Source organism: Sphaerotilus mobilis (assembly GCF_004216565.1).
Classification (GTDB): Bacteria; Pseudomonadota; Gammaproteobacteria; order Burkholderiales; family Burkholderiaceae_C; genus Sphaerotilus; species Sphaerotilus mobilis.
Genome location: NZ_SGWV01000011.1, coordinates 56,622 through 78,393, shown reverse-complemented (window position 1 = coordinate 78,393; position 21,772 = coordinate 56,622). Strand labels below are relative to the sequence as shown.

16 protein-coding genes are annotated in these 21,772 nt (G+C 68.3%); 5 read left to right on the top strand and 11 right to left on the bottom strand.

Annotated elements, in window-relative coordinates:
- Positions 1-16 precede the first annotated feature (16 nt).
- From EV685_RS15585 to EV685_RS15550, 8 genes are all read right to left on the bottom strand, one after another.
- Positions 17-1,990: an alpha-amylase family glycosyl hydrolase gene (locus tag EV685_RS15585; RefSeq protein WP_207224846.1), complete on the bottom strand. Its 1,974-nt coding sequence runs from the start codon at positions 1,988-1,990 to the stop codon at positions 17-19.
- 84 nt (positions 1,991-2,074) lie between these two features.
- Entirely contained in the window at positions 2,075-3,784 is a 1,710-nt protein-coding gene (locus tag EV685_RS15580) for a glycoside hydrolase family 13 protein (RefSeq protein ID WP_130482976.1), read from the bottom strand.
- Between the two features lie 135 nt (positions 3,785-3,919).
- Positions 3,920-5,056, bottom strand: a complete 1,137-nt coding sequence (locus tag EV685_RS15575) for an ABC transporter ATP-binding protein (protein WP_130482975.1) — start codon at positions 5,054-5,056, stop codon at positions 3,920-3,922.
- A 36-nt stretch (positions 5,057-5,092) separates the two neighbouring features.
- Positions 5,093-6,799: an alpha-glucosidase family protein gene (locus tag EV685_RS15570; protein ID WP_130482974.1), complete on the bottom strand. Its 1,707-nt coding sequence runs from the start codon at positions 6,797-6,799 to the stop codon at positions 5,093-5,095.
- Positions 6,800-6,838: 39 nt separating this feature from the next.
- Entirely contained in the window at positions 6,839-8,506 is a 1,668-nt protein-coding gene (locus tag EV685_RS15565; RefSeq protein ID WP_130482973.1) for an alpha-glucosidase family protein, read from the bottom strand.
- Between the two features lie 4 nt (positions 8,507-8,510).
- Positions 8,511-9,347: a carbohydrate ABC transporter permease gene (locus EV685_RS15560; RefSeq protein ID WP_130482972.1), complete on the bottom strand. Its 837-nt coding sequence runs from the start codon at positions 9,345-9,347 to the stop codon at positions 8,511-8,513.
- Positions 9,347-10,261 (bottom strand): carbohydrate ABC transporter permease, encoded by a 915-nt coding sequence (locus EV685_RS15555; RefSeq protein ID WP_130482971.1) that lies wholly within the window; start codon positions 10,259-10,261, stop codon positions 9,347-9,349. Before EV685_RS15555 ends, EV685_RS15560 begins: the two co-directional genes overlap by 1 nt.
- Before the next feature lie 99 nt (positions 10,262-10,360).
- Positions 10,361-11,629, bottom strand: coding sequence for an ABC transporter substrate-binding protein (locus tag EV685_RS15550; protein WP_130482970.1), 1,269 nt, complete (start codon positions 11,627-11,629; stop codon positions 10,361-10,363).
- A 243-nt stretch (positions 11,630-11,872) separates the two neighbouring features.
- Here EV685_RS15550 and glk point away from each other — a divergent pair, with 243 nt between their 5' ends.
- A complete protein-coding gene (glk, locus tag EV685_RS15545) occupies positions 11,873-13,726 on the top strand; it encodes a glucokinase (RefSeq protein WP_130482969.1) in 1,854 nt (617 codons plus the stop codon).
- Positions 13,727-13,825: 99 nt separating this feature from the next.
- Here the strand turns inward: glk and EV685_RS15540 are convergent, their stop codons facing one another.
- The gene (locus tag EV685_RS15540; RefSeq protein WP_130482968.1) at positions 13,826-15,346 is read right to left on the bottom strand and encodes a CoA-acylating methylmalonate-semialdehyde dehydrogenase; all 1,521 of its coding nucleotides are present in this window, start codon (positions 15,344-15,346) and stop codon (positions 13,826-13,828) included.
- Positions 15,347-15,588: 242 nt separating this feature from the next.
- On the opposite strand from EV685_RS15540, the gene EV685_RS15535 reads away from it, so the two are divergent.
- Entirely contained in the window at positions 15,589-16,548 is a 960-nt protein-coding gene (locus EV685_RS15535) for a LysR family transcriptional regulator (RefSeq protein WP_130482967.1), read from the top strand.
- A gap of 319 nt (positions 16,549-16,867) precedes the next feature.
- Here EV685_RS15535 and EV685_RS15530 read toward each other — a convergent pair whose 3' ends face one another.
- Positions 16,868-18,178, bottom strand: coding sequence for a D-amino acid dehydrogenase (locus EV685_RS15530; protein ID WP_130482966.1), 1,311 nt, complete (start codon positions 18,176-18,178; stop codon positions 16,868-16,870).
- A gap of 116 nt (positions 18,179-18,294) precedes the next feature.
- Here EV685_RS15530 and EV685_RS15525 point away from each other — a divergent pair, with 116 nt between their 5' ends.
- From EV685_RS15525 to EV685_RS15515, 3 genes are all read left to right on the top strand, one after another.
- Positions 18,295-19,254, top strand: a complete 960-nt coding sequence (locus EV685_RS15525; protein WP_130482965.1) for a LysR family transcriptional regulator ArgP — start codon at positions 18,295-18,297, stop codon at positions 19,252-19,254.
- Positions 19,255-19,302: 48 nt separating this feature from the next.
- Positions 19,303-20,916 (top strand): alkaline phosphatase D family protein, encoded by a 1,614-nt coding sequence (locus tag EV685_RS15520; RefSeq protein WP_130482964.1) that lies wholly within the window; start codon positions 19,303-19,305, stop codon positions 20,914-20,916.
- A gap of 103 nt (positions 20,917-21,019) precedes the next feature.
- Complete coding sequence (locus tag EV685_RS15515) at positions 21,020-21,226, top strand: hypothetical protein (protein ID WP_130482963.1); 207 nt, start codon at positions 21,020-21,022, stop codon at positions 21,224-21,226.
- Between the two features lie 76 nt (positions 21,227-21,302).
- Here EV685_RS15515 and EV685_RS15510 read toward each other — a convergent pair whose 3' ends face one another.
- Positions 21,303-21,725, bottom strand: coding sequence for a universal stress protein (locus EV685_RS15510; RefSeq protein ID WP_130482962.1), 423 nt, complete (start codon positions 21,723-21,725; stop codon positions 21,303-21,305).
- Positions 21,726-21,772: the final 47 nt, after the last annotated feature.

The window sequence follows — 21,772 nt, the reverse complement described above, 5'->3', positions numbered from 1 at the left end:
GGCGGTGGCCAGCGCCTCAGCCGCGCCGGCAGTCCAGCCAGACCATCTGGTAGGGCGCGAGGGTCAGGTCGCTGCGCAGGTCATGGCCGTTCTGCCCGATCAGGTCGGCGGCCGCACCGGGCATGCCCGAGAGCACCCGCGCGGCGACGACCTGTTCCTTCTCGCTGAAGTTGGCCAGCACGAGGATGTTGCCGCCACCGGTCTGACCCTCGCCATGGCGCAGGTAGCCGAGCACGGCCGGGTTGTCCGACCAGAACGGGGTCAGACGACCGCCGCCGAAGGACGGCAGGTGCTGGCGCAGGCGGATCAGGTGCGACAGGCCCGCGAAGATGCGGCCGGCGTCGGTGGCCGGGTCGAGCCGCTGCTCGAAGCGCACCGGGTCACGCGCCGGACGGTGGACCCAGCGGCTGTCGCCGGCCTTGCCCGGGTCCTGCAGGTAGCCCATGTCATTGAGCGCGCCGAACTCGTCGCCCAGGTAGATCAGCGGGATGCCGCCGGACGACAGCGCCACGCCGTAGAGCAGCAGCATGCGTGCGACCGCGTGCGGGTCGCCCTGCTCCAGCCCGCACAAGGAGGCCGCCGTGCCGCTGATGCGGCAGTCGCCCGTGGCCGGGTTGTCCTGGAAGGGCACGCCGCGGGCGAAGCTGCCGGGGTAGCGGTTGACGTAGAAGCGGTTCAGGAAGGTGCGGTGGTCAAAGCCGTGGATGCCCAGCTGGATGGCGTCCTCGTCGGCGAAGGTCCAGCCGATGTCGTCATGGCTGCGCACGTAGTTGACCCAGGCGGTGTGTGCCGGCAGGTGGTGGCGCTCGGCCAGCGCCTTCTGCAGCATGTTGACCTCGCGGGTCGCGAGCGTGTTCCACAACAGCGCCATTTGCAGCGGGTTGTAGGAGATCTGGCACTCGGCCGGGTCGATGTACTTGACGACGTCATCCGGGTGGACGATGGCCTCGCTCTTGAACAGCATGGCCGGCGCGGCGATGCGGGCGACCGCGTTGTAGGCCCGCAGCAGCTGGTGCGCCTCGGGCAGGTTCTCGCAGCTGGTGCCCAGGCGCTTCCAGATGAAGGCCACCGCGTCCATGCGCAGGAACTCCACGCCCAGGTTGGCGATGGCCAGCATCTCGCCGGCCATGGCGTCGAAGACGTCCGGGTTGGCGTAGTTCAGGTCCCACTGGTAGCTGTGGAAGGTGGTCCAGACCCAGCGGTTGTCGGGCAGCGGGCTGAAGGCGCCGGGGTGCTCGTCGGGGAATATCTCGCGCAGCGTGCGCTCGTAGGCGTCGGGCTGCTCGCGGCCTTCGAAGATGTAGAAGAAGTCCTTGTGGCGCGGGTCACCGGCCAGCGCCGCACGGGCCCATTCATGTTCGTCGCTGGTGTGGTTGAAGACGAAGTCCAGCACCAGCGAGATGCCCTCGTCGCGCAGCTTCTGCGCCAGCCGGCGCAGGTCGTCGATGTGGCCCAGGCTGGGCTTGACGTCGCGGTAGCTGCTGACCGCATAGCCGCCATCGTTGTGCGGCTCGGGGCACAGGAAGGGCGGCATCAGGTGCAGATAGGTCAGTCCCAGCGACTTGAAGTAGGGGATCTGGGCCTCGATGCCGCGCAGGTTGCCGCCATACAGATCGGCATAACAGACCCCACCGACCATGCGGTGCGACTGGAACCAGTCCGGCTCGGCCTCGCGCCGGGCGTCGAGCGAGCGCAGGTCGGCCGCACGGGCGTGCCAGGACGTCCAGCAGGTCAGCAGCAGGCGGCTCAGGAAGGCCTCGAAGTCGGGCCGGTGGCCGTACAGCGGCGCCAGCTCGCCCACCAGCGTGCCCAGGTGCTGTTGCAGGCGGCGGGCGAAGTCGGGCCACAGGGGATCGCGGGCATGGGCGGCGGCGACGGCGGCGTGGGCGCGCTGGACACGCACATCCGGGTGGTCGAAGGTGGCGACAGGAGCGGCGGCGGCCGGGACAGGGGCTGCGACGTTCAAGGTGGATGAGGTGTTCTTGGCCACGGTGGGTCCTTCCTACATCGAGGGGATCGGGGGTGTTCGGAGTCCGGGTCTGGGCCTGGGTCTGGGCGTGTGTCCCGCGCCGGGTCAGCCGAGCAGGCGGATCACACGGGCTTCCCATGGTCGCAGCGGCAGCGCATGCAGATCGACCCCGGCGGGCTCGTCGATGTTGGCGATGACGGTCTCCCAGCGCGCGGCGGGGATGTCGGCCGGCAGCTCGAAGACGGGGCTGGCGGCGCTGAAGTTGCAGACCACCAGCCAGCGCTCGGCGCCCAGCGTGCGGGTGTAGGCATAGATCTGCGGATGCTCGGCCAGCAGCAGGTCATGGCGGCCGTCGACCACGATGGGGTGTGCCTTGCGCAAGGCGATCAGGCGGCGGTAGTAATGGAACACCGAGCCTTCGTCGGCCAGCGCCTGCGCGGCGTTGACCGTCGGATAGGTCGGGTTGAGCTTGATCCAGGGCGTGCCGGTGGTGAAGCCGGCATGCGGCCCGTCCGACCACGGCATCGGCGTGCGGGCGTTGTCGCGGCCCTTGGCATGGATGGCGCGCATCAGCTCGGCGGGGTCCTCGCCGCGTTCGTTCGTCGCGACGCGGTACATGTTGAGCGTCTCGATGTCCTGGTAGTCCTCGATGCGCTCGAAGCGCACATTGCCCAGGCCCAGTTCCTCGCCCTGGTAGACATAGGGCGTGCCCTGGTGCAGGTGCAGCCAGGTGCCGAGCATCTGGGCCGAGCGCACGCGGTGTTCGCCGTCGTCGCCAAAGCGCGAGACCGGGCGCGGCTGGTCGTGGTTGCTCAGGTAGAGGCTGTTCCAGCCGCAGCCGTGCAGCTCGTCCTGCCAGCGCGCCATGGTGCGCTTGAGGTCGCGCAGGTCCAGCGTCTTCAGGGCCCACTTGCCGCGCGGATCGCCGGGCTGGCTGTCGAGGTCCATGTGCTCGAACTGGAACAGCATGTTGAGCGCACCGTCGACCGGGTCGGAGATCTCGCGGCCCTGTCGCGTGGTCGCCATCGGCGCTTCGCCCACCGTCAGGGTGTCGTAGTGGTCCAGCACCTCATGGCGCATCTCGCGCAGGAACTCCAGCAGGCGCGGGCCATTGCAGGTCAGGGCGAAGCCGGGCTGCAGGAAGCCCTCGCGCACCACCGGCGCGTCGGGCAGGCCGCCGTCGGCTTGCCACGGCTTGGAGATCATGTTGATGACGTCCATGCGGAAGCCGTCGACGCCGCGGTCGAGCCAGAAGCGCATCAGGCCGTAGACCTCCTGGCGCAGCGCCGGGTTCTCCCAGTTCAGGTCCGGCTGCTTGCGGCTGAACATGTGCAGGTAGTACTCGCCGGTCGCTTCGTTCCATTCCCAGACGGAGCCCGAGAACGCGGCTTCCCAGTTCGTCGGCGGCGAGCCATCGGCCTTCGGCTCACGCCAGATGTAGTGGTCGTGGAAGGGGTTGTCGCGGCTGCTGCGGGCCTGCTGGAACCAGGCGTGTTCGTCCGAGCTGTGGTTGACGACCAGGTCCATCACCAGCTTGATGCCGCGCGCGTGCATCGCCGCCAGCATCTCGTCGAAGTCAGCCAGCGTGCCGAACTCGGGCGCGATGTCGCGGTAGTCGCTGATGTCGTAGCCGTTGTCGTCCTGTGGCGAGCGGTAGACCGGCGAGAGCCAGACCACGTCGACGCCCAGCGCCTGCAGGTGGTCGAGCTTCGAGGTGATGCCCTTGAGGTCGCCGATGCCGTCGCCATTGCTGTCGCAAAAGCTGCGCGGGTAGATCTGATAGACGACGCTGGATTTCCACCAGGGGTTGCTCATGACGCGATTCCTGCTGCGGTGTGAGACGAGAAGCGGCGAGCCGCGTCCCCACGCGGCCCGGCTGGCGGACCGCGCGTGGACGGGGACGGCACAGGTGGGTCGACGCACCGGCCACCCGGGCCGGTGTGCCGAGGTTCAGGCCGGCAGTTGGACCGTGCGGCGGAAGGCCTGGCCGGCGGTGTCGAACAGGTGGCAGTGTTCGGCGCGCACGCGCAAGGTCAGGCGGTCGCCCGAGCTGGCGTGGGAATGGCCTTCGACCCGCAGCGTGGCCATGGGCGCGTCTGCGGCGATGTCGAGGTAGAGCATCGACGAGTCACCCAGCCGTTCGAGCTGGCGCACCGAGGCGTGCAGCGGCGCGCCGACGCTGTCGTCGCCCAGCATCAGGTGTTCCGGACGGATGCCCAGCGAGACCGCATCACCCGGCTTGGCGGCGCGGGCGTCGACGGCGGCGGTGATCTGCTCGCCATGCACCTCGACGACCGCGTGGTCGGCCTCGGCACGCACCAGCTTGCCGGGCAGCACGTTCATCTTCGGGCTGCCGATGAACTCGGCCACGAACAGGTTCTGCGGCCGGTGGTAGAGGTCCATCGGCGTGCCGAACTGGGCCACGCTGCCTTCTTCCTCGACCGACTTGCCCGCGCGCAGCAGCACGATCTTGTCGGCCAGCGTCATGGCCTCGACCTGGTCGTGGGTCACGTAGATCATGCTGGCCGTGCCGATGTCGTGGTGCAGCTTGGCGATCTCCAGCCGGGTCTGCACACGCAGGGCAGCATCCAGGTTGGACAGCGGCTCGTCGAACAGGAAGACCTCGGGCTCCTTGACGATGGCGCGGCCGATGGCCACGCGCTGGCGCTGGCCGCCCGACAGGGCCTTGGGCAGGCGGTCCAGCAGGTGCGTGAGCTGCAGGATCTCGGCTGCACGCTTGACCTTCTTCTCGATCGCGATCTTGTCGGAGCCCAGCACGCGCAGACCGAAGGCCATGTTCTCGGCCACCGTCATGTGCGGGTAGAGCGCATAGCTCTGGAAGACCATCGCGACGCCGCGCTTGGCGGGTTCGAGGTCGTTGACACGACGCCCGCCGATGGACAGGTCACCCGAGGTGATGTCCTCCAGGCCGGCAACCATGCGCAGCAGCGTCGACTTGCCGCAACCCGAAGGCCCGACGAAGACGCAGAACTCGCCCTTCTCGATGGTGAGGTTGGCGTTGTTGATGGTCAGCGGCAGGCCGGGGGCATAACGCTTGCAGATCTGCTTGAAGTCGATGCGTGACATGGCGAGCGTGGTGGGTTGAACGAGAGGTTGCGAAGGTCAGCCAGCCTTGGAGGCCAGTCGGGCGAAGAGCACGCCAAAGGGCTCGAAGGCCAGGGTCGCGCCCTGCAGCGACGCGCCACGCGCGCCGCTGTCGGACAGGATCTCGGCCACGGCCGTCGTGGCATCGAGCGCGAACGTGGCGGGCTGCGCGCTGAGGTTGAAGGCGCACAGCAGGCGCTCGCCGGCGTGCTCGCGCACAAAGGCCAGCACCTGGGCGTCCTCACCGACCAGCGTCAGCGTGCCCTGCAGCAGCGCCGGCTGGGTCTTGCGCCACGCCAACAGGCGGCGGTAGGCCTGCAGCGTCGAGGCCGGGTCGGCCTCCTGGACGTCGACCGCCAGGGCCTGATGGTCCGGGCTGACGGGCAGCCACGGCTTGACCGTCGTGCCGGCCGGGCTGAAGCCCAGGTCCTGAGCCGCCGCTTCCCACGGGAAGGGCGTGCGGCAGCCGTCGCGGCCCTTGAAGTCTGGCCACATCGTGATGCCGTAGGGGTCCTGCATGTCCTCGAAGGCGATGTCGGCTTCGGGCAGGCCCAGCTCGTCGCCCTGGTAGATGCAGACGCTGCCGCGCAGCGACAACTGCAGCGCGGCGGCGGCACGCACCATGGCGGTCTGCGCGGCGGCATCCAGGCCGGTGCTCCAGCGCGAGGCCAGGCGGGCGCAGTCGTGGTTGGACAGGGCCCAGCAAGCCCAGCCCTTGTCGGCGGTCGGGGCGACACGTTCGAACTTGGCGATCACGCCGCGCACATAGGTGGCGCTGCCATCGGGCGCGAGCAGGTCGAAGCAATAGCCCATGTGCAGCTTGTCGAAGTCGGCCGTGTACTGGGCCACCATCAACATGCCGGACTCGTCGCCGATCTCGCCGACCATGGTCGTGTCGGGGTACTGGTCGACCAGCGAGCGGACGCGCTGCAGGAAGCCCAGCGCGTCCGGACGGCTGCGGTCATAGATGTGCCGCTGCCAGGCGTAGGGATTGGTCGAGGCCACCGTCGGGTTGGACGCATCGGGCTCGCCGATGCCGGGGTTGCTGCGCAGCTCGGCGTCGTGGAAGCAGAAGTTGATCGCGTCGAGCCGGTAGCCGTCGACGCCGAACTCGAGCCAGAACTTCACGGAGGCCAGCAGCGCGTCCTGCACCTCGGGGTTGTGGAAGTTCAGGTCCGGCTGGCTGGCCAGGAAGTTGTGCAGGTAGTACTGGCGACGCCGGGTGTCCCATTGCCACGAGCTGCCACCGAACACGCTGAGCCAGTTGTTGGGCGGCGTGCCGTCGTCCTTGGCATCGGCCCAGACGAACCAGTCGGCCTTCGGGTTGTCGCGGCTGGAGCGGCTTTCCTTGAACCACGGGTGCTGGTCCGAGCAGTGCGACAGCACCTGGTCGATGATGACCTTCAGGCCCAGCTCATGGGCGCGGTCGACCAGCGCCTTGAAGTCGGCCAGCGTGCCAAACATCGGGTCGACGTCGTTGTAGTCGCTGACGTCGTAGCCGAAGTCCTTCATCGGGCTCTTGAAGATCGGCGACAGCCAGATCGCGTCGGCGCCGAGCTTGGCCACATGCGCCAGGCGACGCGTGATGCCCGGCAGGTCGCCGATGCCGTCGCCGTTGCTGTCCTGCCAGCTGCGCGGGTAGATCTGGTAGATGACGCCGCTGCGCCACCACTCGTTGTTCGGGGCCTTGGTGACCGAGGTCGACGGGTTCGAGAGACTGCTCATGGTGTGTCGAGGAGTGGGTTCAGGCCAGCGCGGCCCGGTTCAACCAAGGCGCGCAAACAGCACGCCCCAGGGTTCGAAGGCAACGCTGTTGCCCGACACGGCGGCGCCGTGCATGCCGCTGTCAGCAAGGACCGCGCCGAGGGTGCCGGCCGACCTGGATGACGCCTGGGGCGTCCACACCACGGCGGCATCGGACAGGTTGAAGGCACACAGCACGCGCTCGCCAGCGTGCTCGCGCACAAAGGCCAGCACCTGCGGATGCACGTCCAGCAAGGCCATCTCGCCATGGATCAGCGCCGGCACGCCGCGCCGCCAGGCCAGCAGCGCACGGTAGGTCTCGTAGACCGAGCCGGCCTGGCCGCGCTGGCGGTCAGCGGCGAGCGCGCGGTGTGACTCGGCCACCGGCAGCCAGGGCGCGGTCGACGCACCGGCGGCACCAAAGCCCAGGTCCGGGGCGGCCGACTCCCAGGCCATGGGCGTGCGGCAACCGTCGCGGCCCTTGAACTCGGGCCACATCGCGATGCCGTAGGGGTCCTGCAGGTCCTCGAAGGCGATGTCGGCCTCGGGCAGACCCAGCTCGTCGCCCTGGTAGAGACAGGCCGTACCGCGCAGGCTCAGTTGCAGCGCGGCGGCGGCCTTGAGCAGGCCGGCGGGCGGATTCGAGCCACCCCAGCGCGTGGCCACCCGCGGGATGTCGTGGTTGGTGATGGCCCAGCAGGGCCAGCCGCTGCCGACGATCTGGTTGAAGCGGGTGAACACGCCGTGCAGGTAGGTCGAGCCGTGCGGTTCGCCCAGCAGGTCGAAGCAGTAGGCCATGTGCAGCATCGGCAGGCCGTCCGGACCGGCGGCGGTGTACTGCGCGACGCGGGCCAGGCCGTCGTCGTCGCCGATCTCGCCAACCATGGTCGTGTCCGGATACTGGTCGACCAGCGCGCGCAGGCGCTGCAGGAAGGCCAGGTTCTCCGGCTGGCTCTTGTCGTGGTGGTGCCACTGCCAGGCATAGGGGTTGACCGGGCTGACCGCCGGGTCGCTGCCATCGGGCATGCCGCGACCGGGGTTGTCGCGCAGCTGCCGGTCGTGGAAGTAGAAGTTGACGACGTCGAGCCGGTAGCCGTCGACGCCGAAGTCGAGCCAGAACTTCACCGAGTCCAGCACGGCCTGCTGGACCTCGGGATGGTGGAAGTTGAGGTCCGGCTGGCTGGTCAGGAAGTTGTGCAGGAAGTACTGGCGCCGCCGCGTGTCCCACTGCCAGGCGCTGCCGCCGAAGATGCTGAGCCAGTTGTTGGGCGGGGTGCCGTCGTCCTTGGCATCGGCCCAGACGTACCAGTCCGCCTTCGGGTTGTCGCGGCTGGAGCGGCTTTCCTTGAACCACGGGTGCTGGTCGCTGGTGTGCGAATACACCTGGTCGATCATCACCTTCAGGCCCAGTTCGTGGGCCCGCTCCACCAGCGCCTTGAAGTCGGCCAGCGTGCCAAACATCGGGTCGACATCGCAGTAGTCGCTGATGTCGTAGCCGAAGTCCTTCATCGGCGACTTGAAGAAGGGCGACAGCCAGATGCCGTCCGCCCCCAGCGCGGCGATGTGATCCAGCCGGCGCGTGATGCCGGGCAGGTCGCCGATGCCGTCGCCGTTGCTGTCCTGGTAGCTGCGCGGGTAAATCTGGTAGATCACCCCGCCACGCCACCAGCCGCTGTTGCTTGCCTTCATGGCCTCAACCCTTGACGGCGCCAGCGGTCAGGCCCGAGACGATCTTCTGCTGGAAGATCAGCACAAGGATCACCAGCGGCACGGTCACGATGACCGAGGCCGCCATGATCGAGCCCCAGGGGATCTCATAGGCGGTCGCACCCGAGATCATCGAGATGCCCACCGGCACGGTGCGGCGGAAGTCGTCGGTCACGAAGGTCAGCGCGAACAGGAACTCGTTCCAGGCGCCGATGAAGGCCAGCAGGCCGGTCGACACCAGAGCCGGCGCGAGCAGCGGCATGAAGACCTCGAAGATGATCCGCATCGGGCCGCAGCCGTCCATGATCGCGGCCTCTTCCAGCTCCTTGGGCAGACCGCGCATGAAGGTGGTCAGCATCCAGACCGTGAAGGGCAGCGTGAAGACGGTGTAGGGCACGACCAGGCCGATCGCCCGGTTGTACAGGCCCAGCGACTGCATCAGCTCGAACATGCCCGACAGCACGGCCACCTGCGGGAACATCGACACCGCCAGGATCGCCAGCAGCAGAGTGCTCTTGCCCTTGAAATTGATGCGGCCCAGCGCGTAGGCCGCCGTGATCGCCATGAACATCGAGATCACCACCGTGATGGTGGCGACCATGATGGAGTTGCCCAGCTGGGTGCCGAAGGGCTGCTTGCCCTGGAACAGCGTGATGTAGTTCTGGATGGTCGGCGACTCAGGCAGCAGGCTGGTGCTGAACAGCGCGGTGCCGGTCTTGAGCGAGGTCGTGACGGTGTACAGGAAAGGGTAGACCGAGACGACGACAACGAGGAACGCGAAGAAGTAGATCGCGATCGAGCCCCACAGCGGACGCTTGTTCATCAGTTGGACTCCTCGTTGAGCTTGACCCGGGCGGCGCGCATGAAGAGCACGGCAGTCAGGAAGATGATCAGGGTCAGCGAGGTCGAGGCGGCCGAGCCGGAGCCCAGGTTGCCGTTGTCGACCATGTCGCGGCGCACGAAGCCCGACATGCTGATGGTGCTGCCGCTGTTGGACGTCAGCACGAAGATGAGGTCGAACACGCGCAGCGCGTCGAGCAGGCGGAAGATCACCGCAACCATCAGCGGATGCTTGATCAGCGGCAGCGTCACCTTCCAGAACAGGCGCAGCGGGTGCACGCCGTCGACGCGGGCGGCCTCGTAGCAGTCCTTAGGCAGGGTCTGCAGGGCGGCCAGGCACAACAGGGCCATGAACGGGGTGGTCTTCCAGACGTCGACCGCCACGACCGTCCACAGCGCATAGGCCGGATCGGCGGTGAACGCGATCTTGGTCGTGATGAAGCCGAAGTCGACCAGCAGCTGGTTGATCAGGCCGAACTGGTCATGCAGGATCCAGCCCCACATCTTGGCCGACACGATGGTCGGGATCGCCCAGGGCACCAGCACGGCGGTGCGCACCAGCGCACGACCCTTGAACTCCTGGTTCAGCAGCATCGCCACGCCCAGGCCCGCCAGCGTCTCCAGGACCACCGAGACGATCGAGAACTGAAAGGTGTTCTTGATCGAGATGCCCCAGTCGGTCTCCCAGAATTCCGCCGAGAACATCGACAAGCCAAACAGCCCGTACTCCGAGAAGTAGTTGTCGAAGCCGACATAGCTGTACTCGGCGATGTTGTTGATGTTCGTGTCCGTGAAGCTGAACCAGATCGAACGGGCAAGCGGCCAACCAGCCACCAGCACCATCAGGATCAGCATCGGGGTCAGGAAGGTCCAGGCGATGCGCGAGCGGTTTTTCATGGGAGGGTCCCGACTGCAAAGACAGGAACGGGGCGCAACCTGTGAAGGAAGGCGCCCCGTCGGAGCTGCACCCCGAAGGGTGCAACGTCACTCAACAGATCACCACTTGGCCTTCTTGATCTGCTTGAGCTTGGCTTCGAGCTTCTTGACGGACTCGGCGCCGGTCGACTTCTTCGACAGCACGTCGTGGGTCGCGTCCCAGAAAGCGTTCGAGACTTCCGGGTACTTCAGGCCGGTCGCGGTGGCCGGGCGGGCTGCGGCGTTGGTGAAGACGTCCAGCAGTTCGACCATGAACGGGTTCGCCTTGGCGATGTCGGCGTCCTTGTACAGGGCCGGGATCGTCGGGTTGTACGAACCACCGACGGCACGCTTCTTCTGGATCTCGGCGCTGGCCATGTACAAGGCCAGCGACGCGGCGGCGTCCACGTTCTTCGAGTACTTGTTGACAGCCAGCTGCCAGCCACCCAGCGTGGCGGCCTTCTTGGCGCCCGGGCCGGTGCCGGCGGGCAGTGCGGCCACGCCGATCTTGTCCTTGATCGGGCTGTCGGCGGCTTGGCCCAGCGACCAGGCGTACGGCCAGTTGCGCATGAACGCAGCCTTGCCGTTCTGCCACACGCCACGCGAGTCTTCCTCGCCGTAGTTCAGCACGCCGCTCGGGGCGATGGTGCCGATCCACGAAGCAGCGGCGTCGAGCGCCTTGGCAGCTTGCGGGTTGTTGATGGTGATGTTGCCCTTGCCGTCGATGATGGTGCCGCCGCCGTAGCTGACGACCCACTCGAGCGCGTCGCAGGTCAGGCCTTCATACGCCTTGGCCTGGAACACGAAGCCCTGGAAGTCCGGCGACGAAGCGCGCTCGGCGTCCTGGATCTTCTTGGCGCCAGCGGCCAGGTCTTCCCAGGTCTGGGGAACCTTCACGCCGTGCTTGGCCAGCAGGTCCTTGCGATAGAACAGCAGGCCAGCGTCGGTGAACCAGGGGATGCCCAGCAGCTTGCCGTCGACGGTGTTGTTGGCAACGATCGCCGGGAAGTGATCCTTCTCGACGCCCTTGCTGTACTTCTTCAGGTCGACCAGGTGGTCCTTGATGACGCCCGGCCAGACCACGTCAATCATGATGACGTCGAGGTCCGAGGACTTGGCAGCGAACTGCTGGCGCAGCAGGGCCAGGTTGTCGGTCGTGCTGGCCGGCGGCGTGTACATCTTGACCGTGTGGCCGTTCTTCTGACCCCACTCTTCGGCGAACTTGCCGCAGAACTCGACGTCAGCGGCGTTGTTGCCGCAAGAGATCGTCAGGGTGGCGGCTTGCGCGCTGGCGAGGCCGCCGAAAGCCAGGACGAGCCCGGCAGCGAGTTGCTTGTAGGTGATCGACATGGAAGTTGTCTCCGCTAAAGGGGTGGCAAAAGCCGCCACGTCGACAATGTAATTTCCATACATCGAAGTTCGAATCAGGGTAAACACTGAACTTTAGCTGACAGCATTCGGGACCTGAACACCAGTTTGTCCACGACAAGTTCAATTCGCAATCGATTGCGACATGACGACTCAGGCAAACACCGATTTCCAGATCCGTCAGCCAACATGAGAGTTACAACGTAATTTCATTACACTGGCTCCATGGACCCCCAAGCCTTGACCGCCGTCTATCCCGATGGCCTGCGCCTGCTGGCCGACGTCGGTGCGTCCAACGTGCGTTTCGCGCTCGAACGTGCCCCGGACGACCACAGCGCCAGCGACGTGCTGCCCTGCATCGCCCATGAGTCGCTGGAGGATGCGGTGCGCGTCTTCCTCGCCCGCCAGGGCAACCCGGTGGTGCATCACGCGGCCTTCTCCCTGCCCAACCCGATCGCGGGCGACCATGTGCAGCTGACCAACCACCCCTGGTCCTTCTCGGTCGAGGGCATGCGGCGGGCGCTGGGCTTCAAGACGCTGCTGGCGGTCAACGACTACAGCGCGCTGGCGATGGGCCTGACCCGGCTGGAGCCGTCCGAACGGGTGCAGGTCGGCGGCGGCGAGTCGGTGCCCGGCGGCGTGCAAGGCGTGATCGGCCCGGGCAGCGGCCTGGGCGTGTCAGCCCTGATCCCCGTGCAGGACCGCTACGTGACCCTGCCCAGCGAGGGCGGCCACGCCAGCTATGCGCCGCAGGATGCCCAGGAGGCGCTGGTGGTCGCCGCCGCGCAGACCCGCTATGGCCATGCGTCGGGCGAACGGCTGATCTCGGCCAGCGGCCTGGAACTGATCTACGAAACCCTCGCCGCCCGCACCGGCGGCAGCGTGCCGGCGATGCTGAGCGCGCCGGAGGTGTCGGCCCGGGCGCTGGGCGAACCCGCCTGCCCGGTCGCCCGCGAGGCGCTGGCGATGTTCTGCGCCATGCTGGGCACCGTGGCCGGCAACCTGGCGCTGACGCTGGGCAGCACCGGCGGCATCTATGTCGGCGGCGGCATCGTGCCCAAGATCCTGCCCTTCTTTCTGCAGTCCAGCTTCCGCGCCCGCTTCGAGCAGAAGGGCCGCTTCTCGCGCTGGCTGCAGGCCATCCCGACCTGGGTGGTGGTGGCCCCGCGATCGGCGCTGCGCGGCGCCTCGGCCTTTCTGGAGGATCACCTGACCGCCGACCATGGCGCCGAGCCCTTGCTCGACGACGTGCGCGCGGCGCTGCAGAAGCTGTCGACCTCGGAGCGTCTGGTGGCCGGCGACCTGCTGTCCGCGCCACGGGCCTGGATGAGCGACCCGATCGCCCGCATCGCCGAGCGCTGCGGCGTCAGCACGCCCACCGTGCTGCGCTTCTGCCGCTCGATGGGCTTCAAGGGCCTGGCCGACTTCAAGCTGCGCCTGGGCGCCGGCCTGTCGGGCACGACCAAGGTCACCCACCGCAGCGTGCGGCCAGAGGCACCCACCGCCGAGCGCATGGCAACCATCCTCAACAACTCGATCTCGGCGATGGTGGCGCTGCGCGACCGGCTGCATCCGGAGGCCTTCGAACAGGCCGTGCGGCTGCTGGCCAGCGCCCGCCACATCGAGGTCTACGGCGTCGGCACCGCCGCGCTGGTGGCCGAGGAGGCGCAGAACAAGTTCGGCCGCGTCGGCCTGCGTGCGGTGGCCCGCACCGATGCGCAGCTGCAGAGCATCACGGCGGCCTTTATCGGCGCCGAGGACGTGCTGCTGGTGATCTCCAACTCCGGTGCGATCGAGCCGATCAACGAGGCCGTGACACGGGCCCGGCGCGGCACGGCCAAGGTCATCGCCATGTGCCCGCAACGCAGCGACCTGGCTCGGCTGGCCGATGTCGTGCTGCCCGTCGATCACCCAGAGGACCGGCACGCGCTCGTGCCGATGGTCTCCCGGCTGATGCAGACGGTGATCCTGGACGTGCTGGTCTCGGACCTGGCCCTGCAACGCCGCGAGCTGATCGGCCGCCAGCTCGCGCAGCAGGACGACCTGCGCTACGAGACCCTCAGCTCGCACAGCGGCTGAGACCGCGCCGGAAAGACAGGCGGCCGCCGATGCGCGATGCATCGGCGGCCGTCTTCGTGACGACAGGCTCAGTCCCTGAGCCTGCCGATCACCGCCACATCACTTGGCGGTGGGCATCGTGAACTCGGCGCCCTTGGCGATGCTCGCCGGCCAGCGCTGCATGATCGACTTCTGCTTGGTGTAGAAGCGAACGCCCTCTTCGCCATAGGCGTGCATGTCGCCGAACAGGCTCTTCTTCCAGCCGCCGAAGCCGTGCCAGGCCATCGGCACGGGGATCGGCACATTGATGCCGACCATGCCGACCTGGATGTGGCGGGCGAACTCGCGCGCCACGTTGCCGTCGCTGGTGTAGCAGGCCACGCCGTTGCCGTACTCATGGCCATTGACCAGTTCAACCGCGCTGGCGAAGTCGGGTACGCGCACGCAGGCCAGCACCGGGCCGAAGATCTCTTCCTGGTAGATGCGCATCGCGGGCGTCACATGGTCGAACAGCGTGCCGCCGGTGAAGAAGCCGCCCTCGAAGCCGGGCACCGTGAAGTTGCGGCCGTCGACGATGAGCTGGGCGCCCTCTTCCACGCCGATGCCGATGTAGTTCTCGATGCGTTCCTTGGCCTGGGCCGTGACGATCGGGCCCATCTCGGCGTCGAGTTCCATGCCGTTCTTGACCTTGAGCGTGCGGGCGCGTTCGGCCACGCGCTGGACCACCTGATCGGCAATGTCGCCGACCAGCACGGCCACCGAGATCGCCATGCAGCGCTCACCGGCCGAGCCGTAGGCCGCGCCGATCAGCGCGTCGACGACCTGGTCGACGTCGGCATCGGGCATCACGACCATGTGGTTCTTGGCGCCACCCAGGGCCTGCACGCGCTTGCCGTGGTGGGCGCCGGTCTCGTAGATGTACTGCGCGATCGGGGTCGAGCCCACGAAGGACAGCGCCTTCACATCGACATGGGTCAGCAGCGTGTCGACCGCCACCTTGTCGCCCTGGACGACGTTGAACACGCCCGAAGGCAGGCCCGCCCGGGTCAGCAGGTCGGCCATGAACAGCGAAGCCGACGGGTCGCGTTCGCTGGGCTTGAGCACGAAGGTGTTGCCGCAGGCGATGGCCACCGGGAACATCCAGCACGGCACCATGCAGGGGAAGTTGAACGGCGTGATGCCGGCAACGACGCCAAGCGCCTGGCGCATCGTCCAGTTGTCGATGCCGGTGGAGACCTGCTCGGTGTAGTCGCCCTTGAGCAGCTGCGGAATGCCGCAGGCGAACTCGACGATCTCGATGCCGCGGGTGACCTCGCCCTGGGCGTCGGTGAAGACCTTGCCGTGCTCGGCCACGATGATGGCGGCCAGCGTGTCGCGGTGCTCGTTGAGCAGAGCGAGGAACTTGTCCATGATGCGGGCCCGCCGGATCGCCGGCATCGCCGACCAAGCCGGGAAAGCCGCCTTGGCGGACGCGACGGCGGCGTTGACCTCGTCGACCGAGGCCAGCGCGACCTGGCGGGCGACCTGGCCGGTGGCCGGGTTGTAGACGCCTTGCGTGCGGCCGCTGTGGCCAGCAACGACCTGGCCGCCGATGTAGTGGCCCACGTCGGTGGTGGAAGTGAATGCGTCGGGTGCGCCCATGTCGGTCTCCTGGAGGTGGGCAGGCTGCGACAGCGCGGTCTGCCAGGTTCATGTGCTGAACGTGTGCGCAGTCTAGGCAGCGGGGTCGGGCTGAAAAAGGGCCGCAGGCTGACTACACTGTTCACGAGGGAAAACAATCCCCCGTGGAAAACAAGAACAAAGCAGGAACCCTGCAACACCCACGCTGACGGACAGCCTTGAGGCGCCACCCCCATCGGGGCGATCGTCAGCCGGAGCCGACCATGGAAACACGCCGCGTCGACGGGCTCTGGGCCCACATCCACTGGCTGGGCGTGCTCGGCGCGCTGGGCAGCTACACGGCGGCGGCGCAGCGCCTGGGTGTCAGCAAGGCGGCCATGAGCCAGCGCATCGCCGAGCTGGAACGCGCCGCTGGCGTGCCGCTGGTGCGCCGCACCACCCGCAGCGTGCGCCTGACCGAAGCTGGCCAGCAGCTGGCCGACAGCACACGCGACGCCTACGCGCAGATCGAACGCGAGCTGGCCCAGGTCAAGGACCTGGCCGCCGCGCCGAGCGGCCTGTTGCGCCTGACCGCGCCGGTGGCGCTGGGTCGCCAGCAGATCGTGCCGCGACTGGCGGGCTTCCTGCGCGAGGTGCCCGAGGTGCGCATCGAGCTGGTGCTGACCGATCAGCTGCTGTCGCTGGCCCAGGAAGGCTTCGATCTGGCCATCCGCCACACCGCCCGGCCACCCGAGACCCACGTCGCCTGGACGCTGTGCGAGACCCGCTCCTGCCTGGTCGCCAGCGCCGACTACCTGGCACGGCGCGGCCGGCCGGCCCATCCCGGCGAGCTGGCGGCCGATCTTGGACGGCACGACTGCCTCTCCTACGCCCGGCCCGGCGAGACGCCGACCTGGCAGTTCGAAGCCACGCCGACGCCCGGCGACGAGCGCGCGTCCGCCCCGCTCACGGTCGCCATCCGCGGCCCATTCAGCGCCAACAACAGCGAGGCCCTGCGCGAAGCCGCCATCGACGGCCTGGGCATCGCTCTGCTGCCCGACTTCAGCGCCCAGGCCGCCCTGCGCGCCGGCACGCTGCAGGCCCTCCTGCCGGACTGGCGCCCGGTCGGCAGCTTCGGCGAATCGCTGTTCGCCATCCGCCCCTACAGCCCCTACGTGCCCCGCGCGGTGCACGCACTGGTCGAATTCCTGCGCGCCAGCCTGAAGGACGGCTTCCGGCCCTGATCCGGCACCCGCCAACCACCGTCAGGCTCAAAAAAAACGGGCCCACCGGTGAAGGTGGGCCCGCAGGCGTCCTGGAGGGAACGAGGTGGGTACCGGGCATCCGGACCGCGCAGTCTGTGGTTGTAGGTGATGTGACTGCTGCGATCGCTGGCGCCGGAACTCCGTGGCCGTGTGACAGCTGTTGGAGGGAACTGTAGGGGGGGGCCCCCCCCATCAGCATCCCCATAAAGGTGGAACCCAAGCGGTGAATAAGTCACAAGCTGTGGCCCGAAAGTGACGTAACTCCGAGGGATCAGCGCGTCTTCAGGCGACCACCGGTTCAGGCCATGGCGATGCGCGCACCCGACGTCGTCGCATCGACGCCCAGAAATCGGAAGGCCAGATCCGGCTGTCGACCGCCCATCAGCTCGGCCAAGGCCAGGCCCGATCCGGCGCCGTGGGTCCAGCCCAGCGTGCCGTGGCCGGCGTTGACCCAGAGTCCCGGCAGGCGGGTGCGGCCGATCAGCGGGATGTTGTCCGGCGTGCTGGGGCGCAGGCCGGTCCAGTAGCTCGGCTCGCTGGTGTCGACGACACCGGGGAACAGCTCCTCGACCCGCCGGGTGAGCGCCTGGCAGCGCGCCCGCGCGGTCGGCGAGTCCAGGCTCGTGTCGTAGCCGGCCAGCTCGGCGGTGCCCGCCACGCGCAGCCGGTCGCCCAGGCGCGAGATGGCGATCTTGCGGCTGTCGTCCAGCAGGCTGACGACGCTGGCGCGGGCCGGTTCACGCAGCGCATAGGTGGCTGAATAGCCCTTGGCCGGGTAGATGTTCAGGTGGATGCCGAGCGGGCGCAGCAGCGGCGCGCTGTAGGAGCCCATCGCAACGACGACCGCATCGGCGCGCAGCGTGCGGCGCTGTGCGGTGGCGAGGTCGCGCACCAGCACGCCGTTGACCGCCCCGTCCGATCCCTGTTCCAGTCCCAGCACCTCGTGTTTCCAATGCGCCTGCAGACCCTTGGCGATCGCCCGGCGGGCCAGCTCCTGGGTGAAGACGCGGGCATCGCCCGACTCGTCGCTGCGGGTGTAGGTGCCACCGAAGATGCGCTCGCCGTGGGCCGCCAAGGCCGGTTCCACCGCCAGCACACCGGCGCGGTCCAGCACCTGGCGGTCGACACCGTGGCGGCGCATCAGCGCGGCGGCGGCGGCGCCGGCGTCGAGGTCCGCCTGTGACGAGAAGAAGTGCAGGATGCCGCGTTCTTGCCGCTGGTATTCGATGCCGGTCGAGGCCACGACCTGCTTGAGCGCCTGGTGGCTGTAGCGCCCCAGTGCGACCAACTGAGCAACGTTGCGCTCGAAGGCGGCGTCGTTGCATTGCGTCAGGAAGGACAGGCCCCAGCGCCACTGGTGCGGGTCCAGCCGCGGGCGGAACAGCAGTGGCGAGTCGTCACGCAGCAGCCATTTGGCGACCTTGAACGGCGCGTCGGCGCTCGCCCAAGGCTCGCAGAAGCTGACCGAGATCTGCGCGCCGTTGGCGAACGAGGTCTCGAGCGCGGCGTCCTCCTGCCGGTCGACCATCGTGACCGTGTGGCCGCGCTCGATCAGGTGCCAGGCGGTGCTCACGCCGATGATGCCGGCGCCCAGGACGATCACGTGCATGAGGAACTCCTTGCGGGTTTCGTGGAATGGACGGCATCTTGCGATCGGCCGGCCGATTCGAGAAGCGCGATTAATATTCATCACGAATCATTAGTCGCTCTGATGAAGGAAACGCCGTGGAACCACTCGATCCCGCCGCCCTGGACGCCCTGATCGCGCTGGTCGACGAAGGCAGCTTCGATGCCGCCGCACGCCGGCTGGCGGTGACGCAAAGCGCCGTCTCGCAGCGCCTGCGTGCGCTGGAAACCCGGGTCGGGCAGCCGCTGGTCGTGCGCTCGCGGCCCCTGCGCCTGACCGCGTCCGGCCAGGTGCTGCTGCGCCACGCCCGCCAAGTGCAGGCGCTGCAGGCGGACCTGGACCGCGAGCTGGGCGAAACGGGCCGCACACATGAGCGCGTGCCGATCGCGGTCAACGCTGACAGCCTCGCCACCTGGGTCTTGCCGGCGCTGCAGCCGCTGGTCGACGAGGGCGTGTCGCTGGAGCTGATCGTCGACGACCAGGACTTCACCCACGAATGGCTGCGACAAGGCCAGGTGCTGGGCTGCGTGACGACGCTGGACGAGGCCCTGCGCGCCTGCCGCGTCAGCCCGTTGGGCGTGATGCACTACGTGGCGGTCGCCAGCCCGGCCTTTCTCGCCCGTCACCTGAGCGGCGGCCTGCACCGAGGCAACTTCGCGCAAGTGCCCTTCGTGGTCTTCAACCGCAAGGACGATGTGCAGGCGCAATGGGTCGCCAAGGCCTTCGGCGTGCGCCAGCCCCGGCTGGTGCAGCGCCATGTGCCGTCGGCCGAGGCCTATGTGCGCGCGGTGGCCGCCGGCTGGGGCGTCGGCGTGGCCGCCTGGTCGCTGGTGCAGGACGCGGTCGAGCGCGGCGCGCTCACCTTGCTGCACCCGCAGGTCAGCATCGAGATCACGCTGCACTGGCACCAGTGGAAGCTGTTGGGTGACGAGGCCGGGGCGGCCGGTTCCGGGCGGCCGTCGCTGCTGGACCGCATCGGTGCGGCGCTGGCGCACGGTGCGCCACGTGACGGAAGACCGCCGCCGGCGCTCGTCGCGGCGGCATCCGCGCCAGCTTGACGCCGTCGACGGGCCGACGAACGCCCAGCCACTAGCATCTGCCACCCCATGCACGCCCCCCGTCGTTCGACCCTGCAACGCCTGTCCGCGCTGGCCCTGCTGCTGGCCGCCGGCCGGCTGCGTTCGACGGAGGCGGCGCTGCCGCGCCTGCCGCACTGGCGTCCGCGCTTCGAGCACGACCCCTTCACGCTGGGCGTGGCCAGTGGCCAGCCGCGCCCGGATTCGGTCCTGCTGTGGACCCGGCTGGCGCCTCAGCCCCACGCGCCCGGCGGCGGCATGCCACCCCTGCCGGTGCGGCTGCGCTGGGAGGTGGCCGATGACGACAGTTTCAGGCGCATCGTGCGCGACGGCGAGGTGATCGCCCACCCGGATGTCGGCCACAGCGTGCGCGTGCCGGTGCGAGGTCTGGCGCCCGGCCGCACCTACCACTACCGCTTCTTGCTGGACGCGGCCACCAGCCCGATCGGCCGCACCCGCACCGCTCCGGCGGCAGACGCCCTGCCCGACCGGCTGCGGCTGGCACTGGCGTCCTGCCAGCACTATGAGCAGGGCCGCTTCATCGCCCACCGAGAGATCGCGGCCAGCGACATCGACCTGGTGCTCTTCGTCGGCGACTACATCTACGACTCGAGCAACCCGGCCTTCCTGCTGCGCGCACATGAAGGCCCGCCGCCGCAGACGCTGGACGAGTACCGCGCCCGCCACGCCACCTACAAGCTCGATGCCGACCTGCAAGCAGCACACGCGGCGCACCCGTGGCTGCTGTGCTGGGACGACCACGAGGTCCGCAACGACTACGCCAGCGAGCAGGGTGGCGAGGCCGACGAGGCCCGCACCTTCCTGGCGATCCGGCAAGCGGCTTATCAGGCCTACTTCGAACATCTGCCGCTGGCACTGGACCAGTTGCCCGGCCCGCAAGGCATGCGCATGCATGACCGCTGGACCTGGGGCCGGCTGGCCGAGATCTGGACGCTGGACGGCCGCCAGCACCGCAGCGCCCAGGTCGGCTCGGACCCGGCAGACCCCGGCGGCGGACTGGTCAGCGCACGCCGCGTCGCCCAGGCCGATCCACGCCGGACCGTGCTCGGCAGCGCCCAGGAACGTTGGCTGGCGGACGGTCTGGTCACCAGCCAGCGGCGCTGGAAGCTGATCGGCCAGGCCAGCCAGATGTCACCCAGCGGCATCGACCTGATGGGCCGCCGGCTGGTCTCCAGCGACGGCTGGGACGGCTACCCGAGCGCCCGCGAACGCTTGCTGGCGGGCATCGCCGAGCGGCGCATCAAGGACGTCGTGCTGCTCGGCGGCGATGTGCACCGGCATGTGGTCGCCAACCTGCGCGTGCGGCCGAACGATCCCCGGTCCGAGGTGGTCGCCAGCGAGCTGGTGACCACCTCGGTGACGACCCGAGGCTTGACGGGCCCGCTCAATGACCTGATTCGTGAAAGCAACACAGACATCCTGCACGCCTGCAGCGATGACAGGGGTTATGCGCAGATCGAGCTCGGTGACCGCTGGCTACACTTCGTTGCACGGGCGACATCATTCCCGTCACGCGATCAGGCGACACTGTCCGATCAGGTTCGGTTCACGATTGAATCAGGCCGGGCAGGACCTCAGAAGGACGGTTCAGACGAACCGGCTGCTGCGGCCCGAAGCGGGTGATGTGATGTCTTCCAGCCAGCCCGGTCGCGATTGAGAAGGACCGAGATCGTGTTCCGTGAGGCTCGACGCACAGGGCCAGGGAGAAAACGTCATGAGAACTTGGATGGCCTGGACCCGTTGGTTCAAACGCAAGGAAACCGTCACGACCGCCGCCGGCCGCAAGCGCCGCGTGCCGGACTTCGCGGACTACGGCACCGCCTTCGGGCTGGACCTGAGCATGACGCCCGAGACGCCGCCCTTGCGTCCGACGGCCGCTGAGGCGCCACCGCCCAAGGCCATCGTGCCGGCGGTGCCTGCCCCGGCCCGCTGACACGTCGCCATGAAAAAAGGCCCGCAGTCGCGGGCCTTGTCACATCTGGCGCTGCAATCGATTCAGCGCACGAAGGTCACCGCACGATGAGCAGCGGCACCTTGCAGCCCGCCAGCACCCGGGTCGCGACCGAGCCCATGACGAGGCCGGCCAGTTCCGAGTGGCCGTGCGAGCCCATCATCAGCAGGTCGAACTTGCCGTCCTCGGCGGTCTTGGCGATCACGTCGGCGACGTGGCCGGTCTTGCTCAGGAAGGTCGCCTGGATGCGCTGGCCGTCCAGGAAGGTGCGCAGCGGCTTGAACACCTTCTCGCCTTCATCGGCGTAGTAGGCATGCAGCAGTTCGCGGTCCAGCACGGCCGCCGCGCGCGGCGGGATCGTCGGCACCACGGTCAACACGGTGTAGTCGTGGCTGGGGCCGAGCCACTCTTCGTGGGCGGTCCAGTAGGCGACCATGCGGCGGGTGAACTCGCTGCCGTCGACGGCGACCAGGATCTTCATGAACGTGCTCCTTGCAGGCGGAAAGCGCCGGTGTGGCCCAGGTGCTC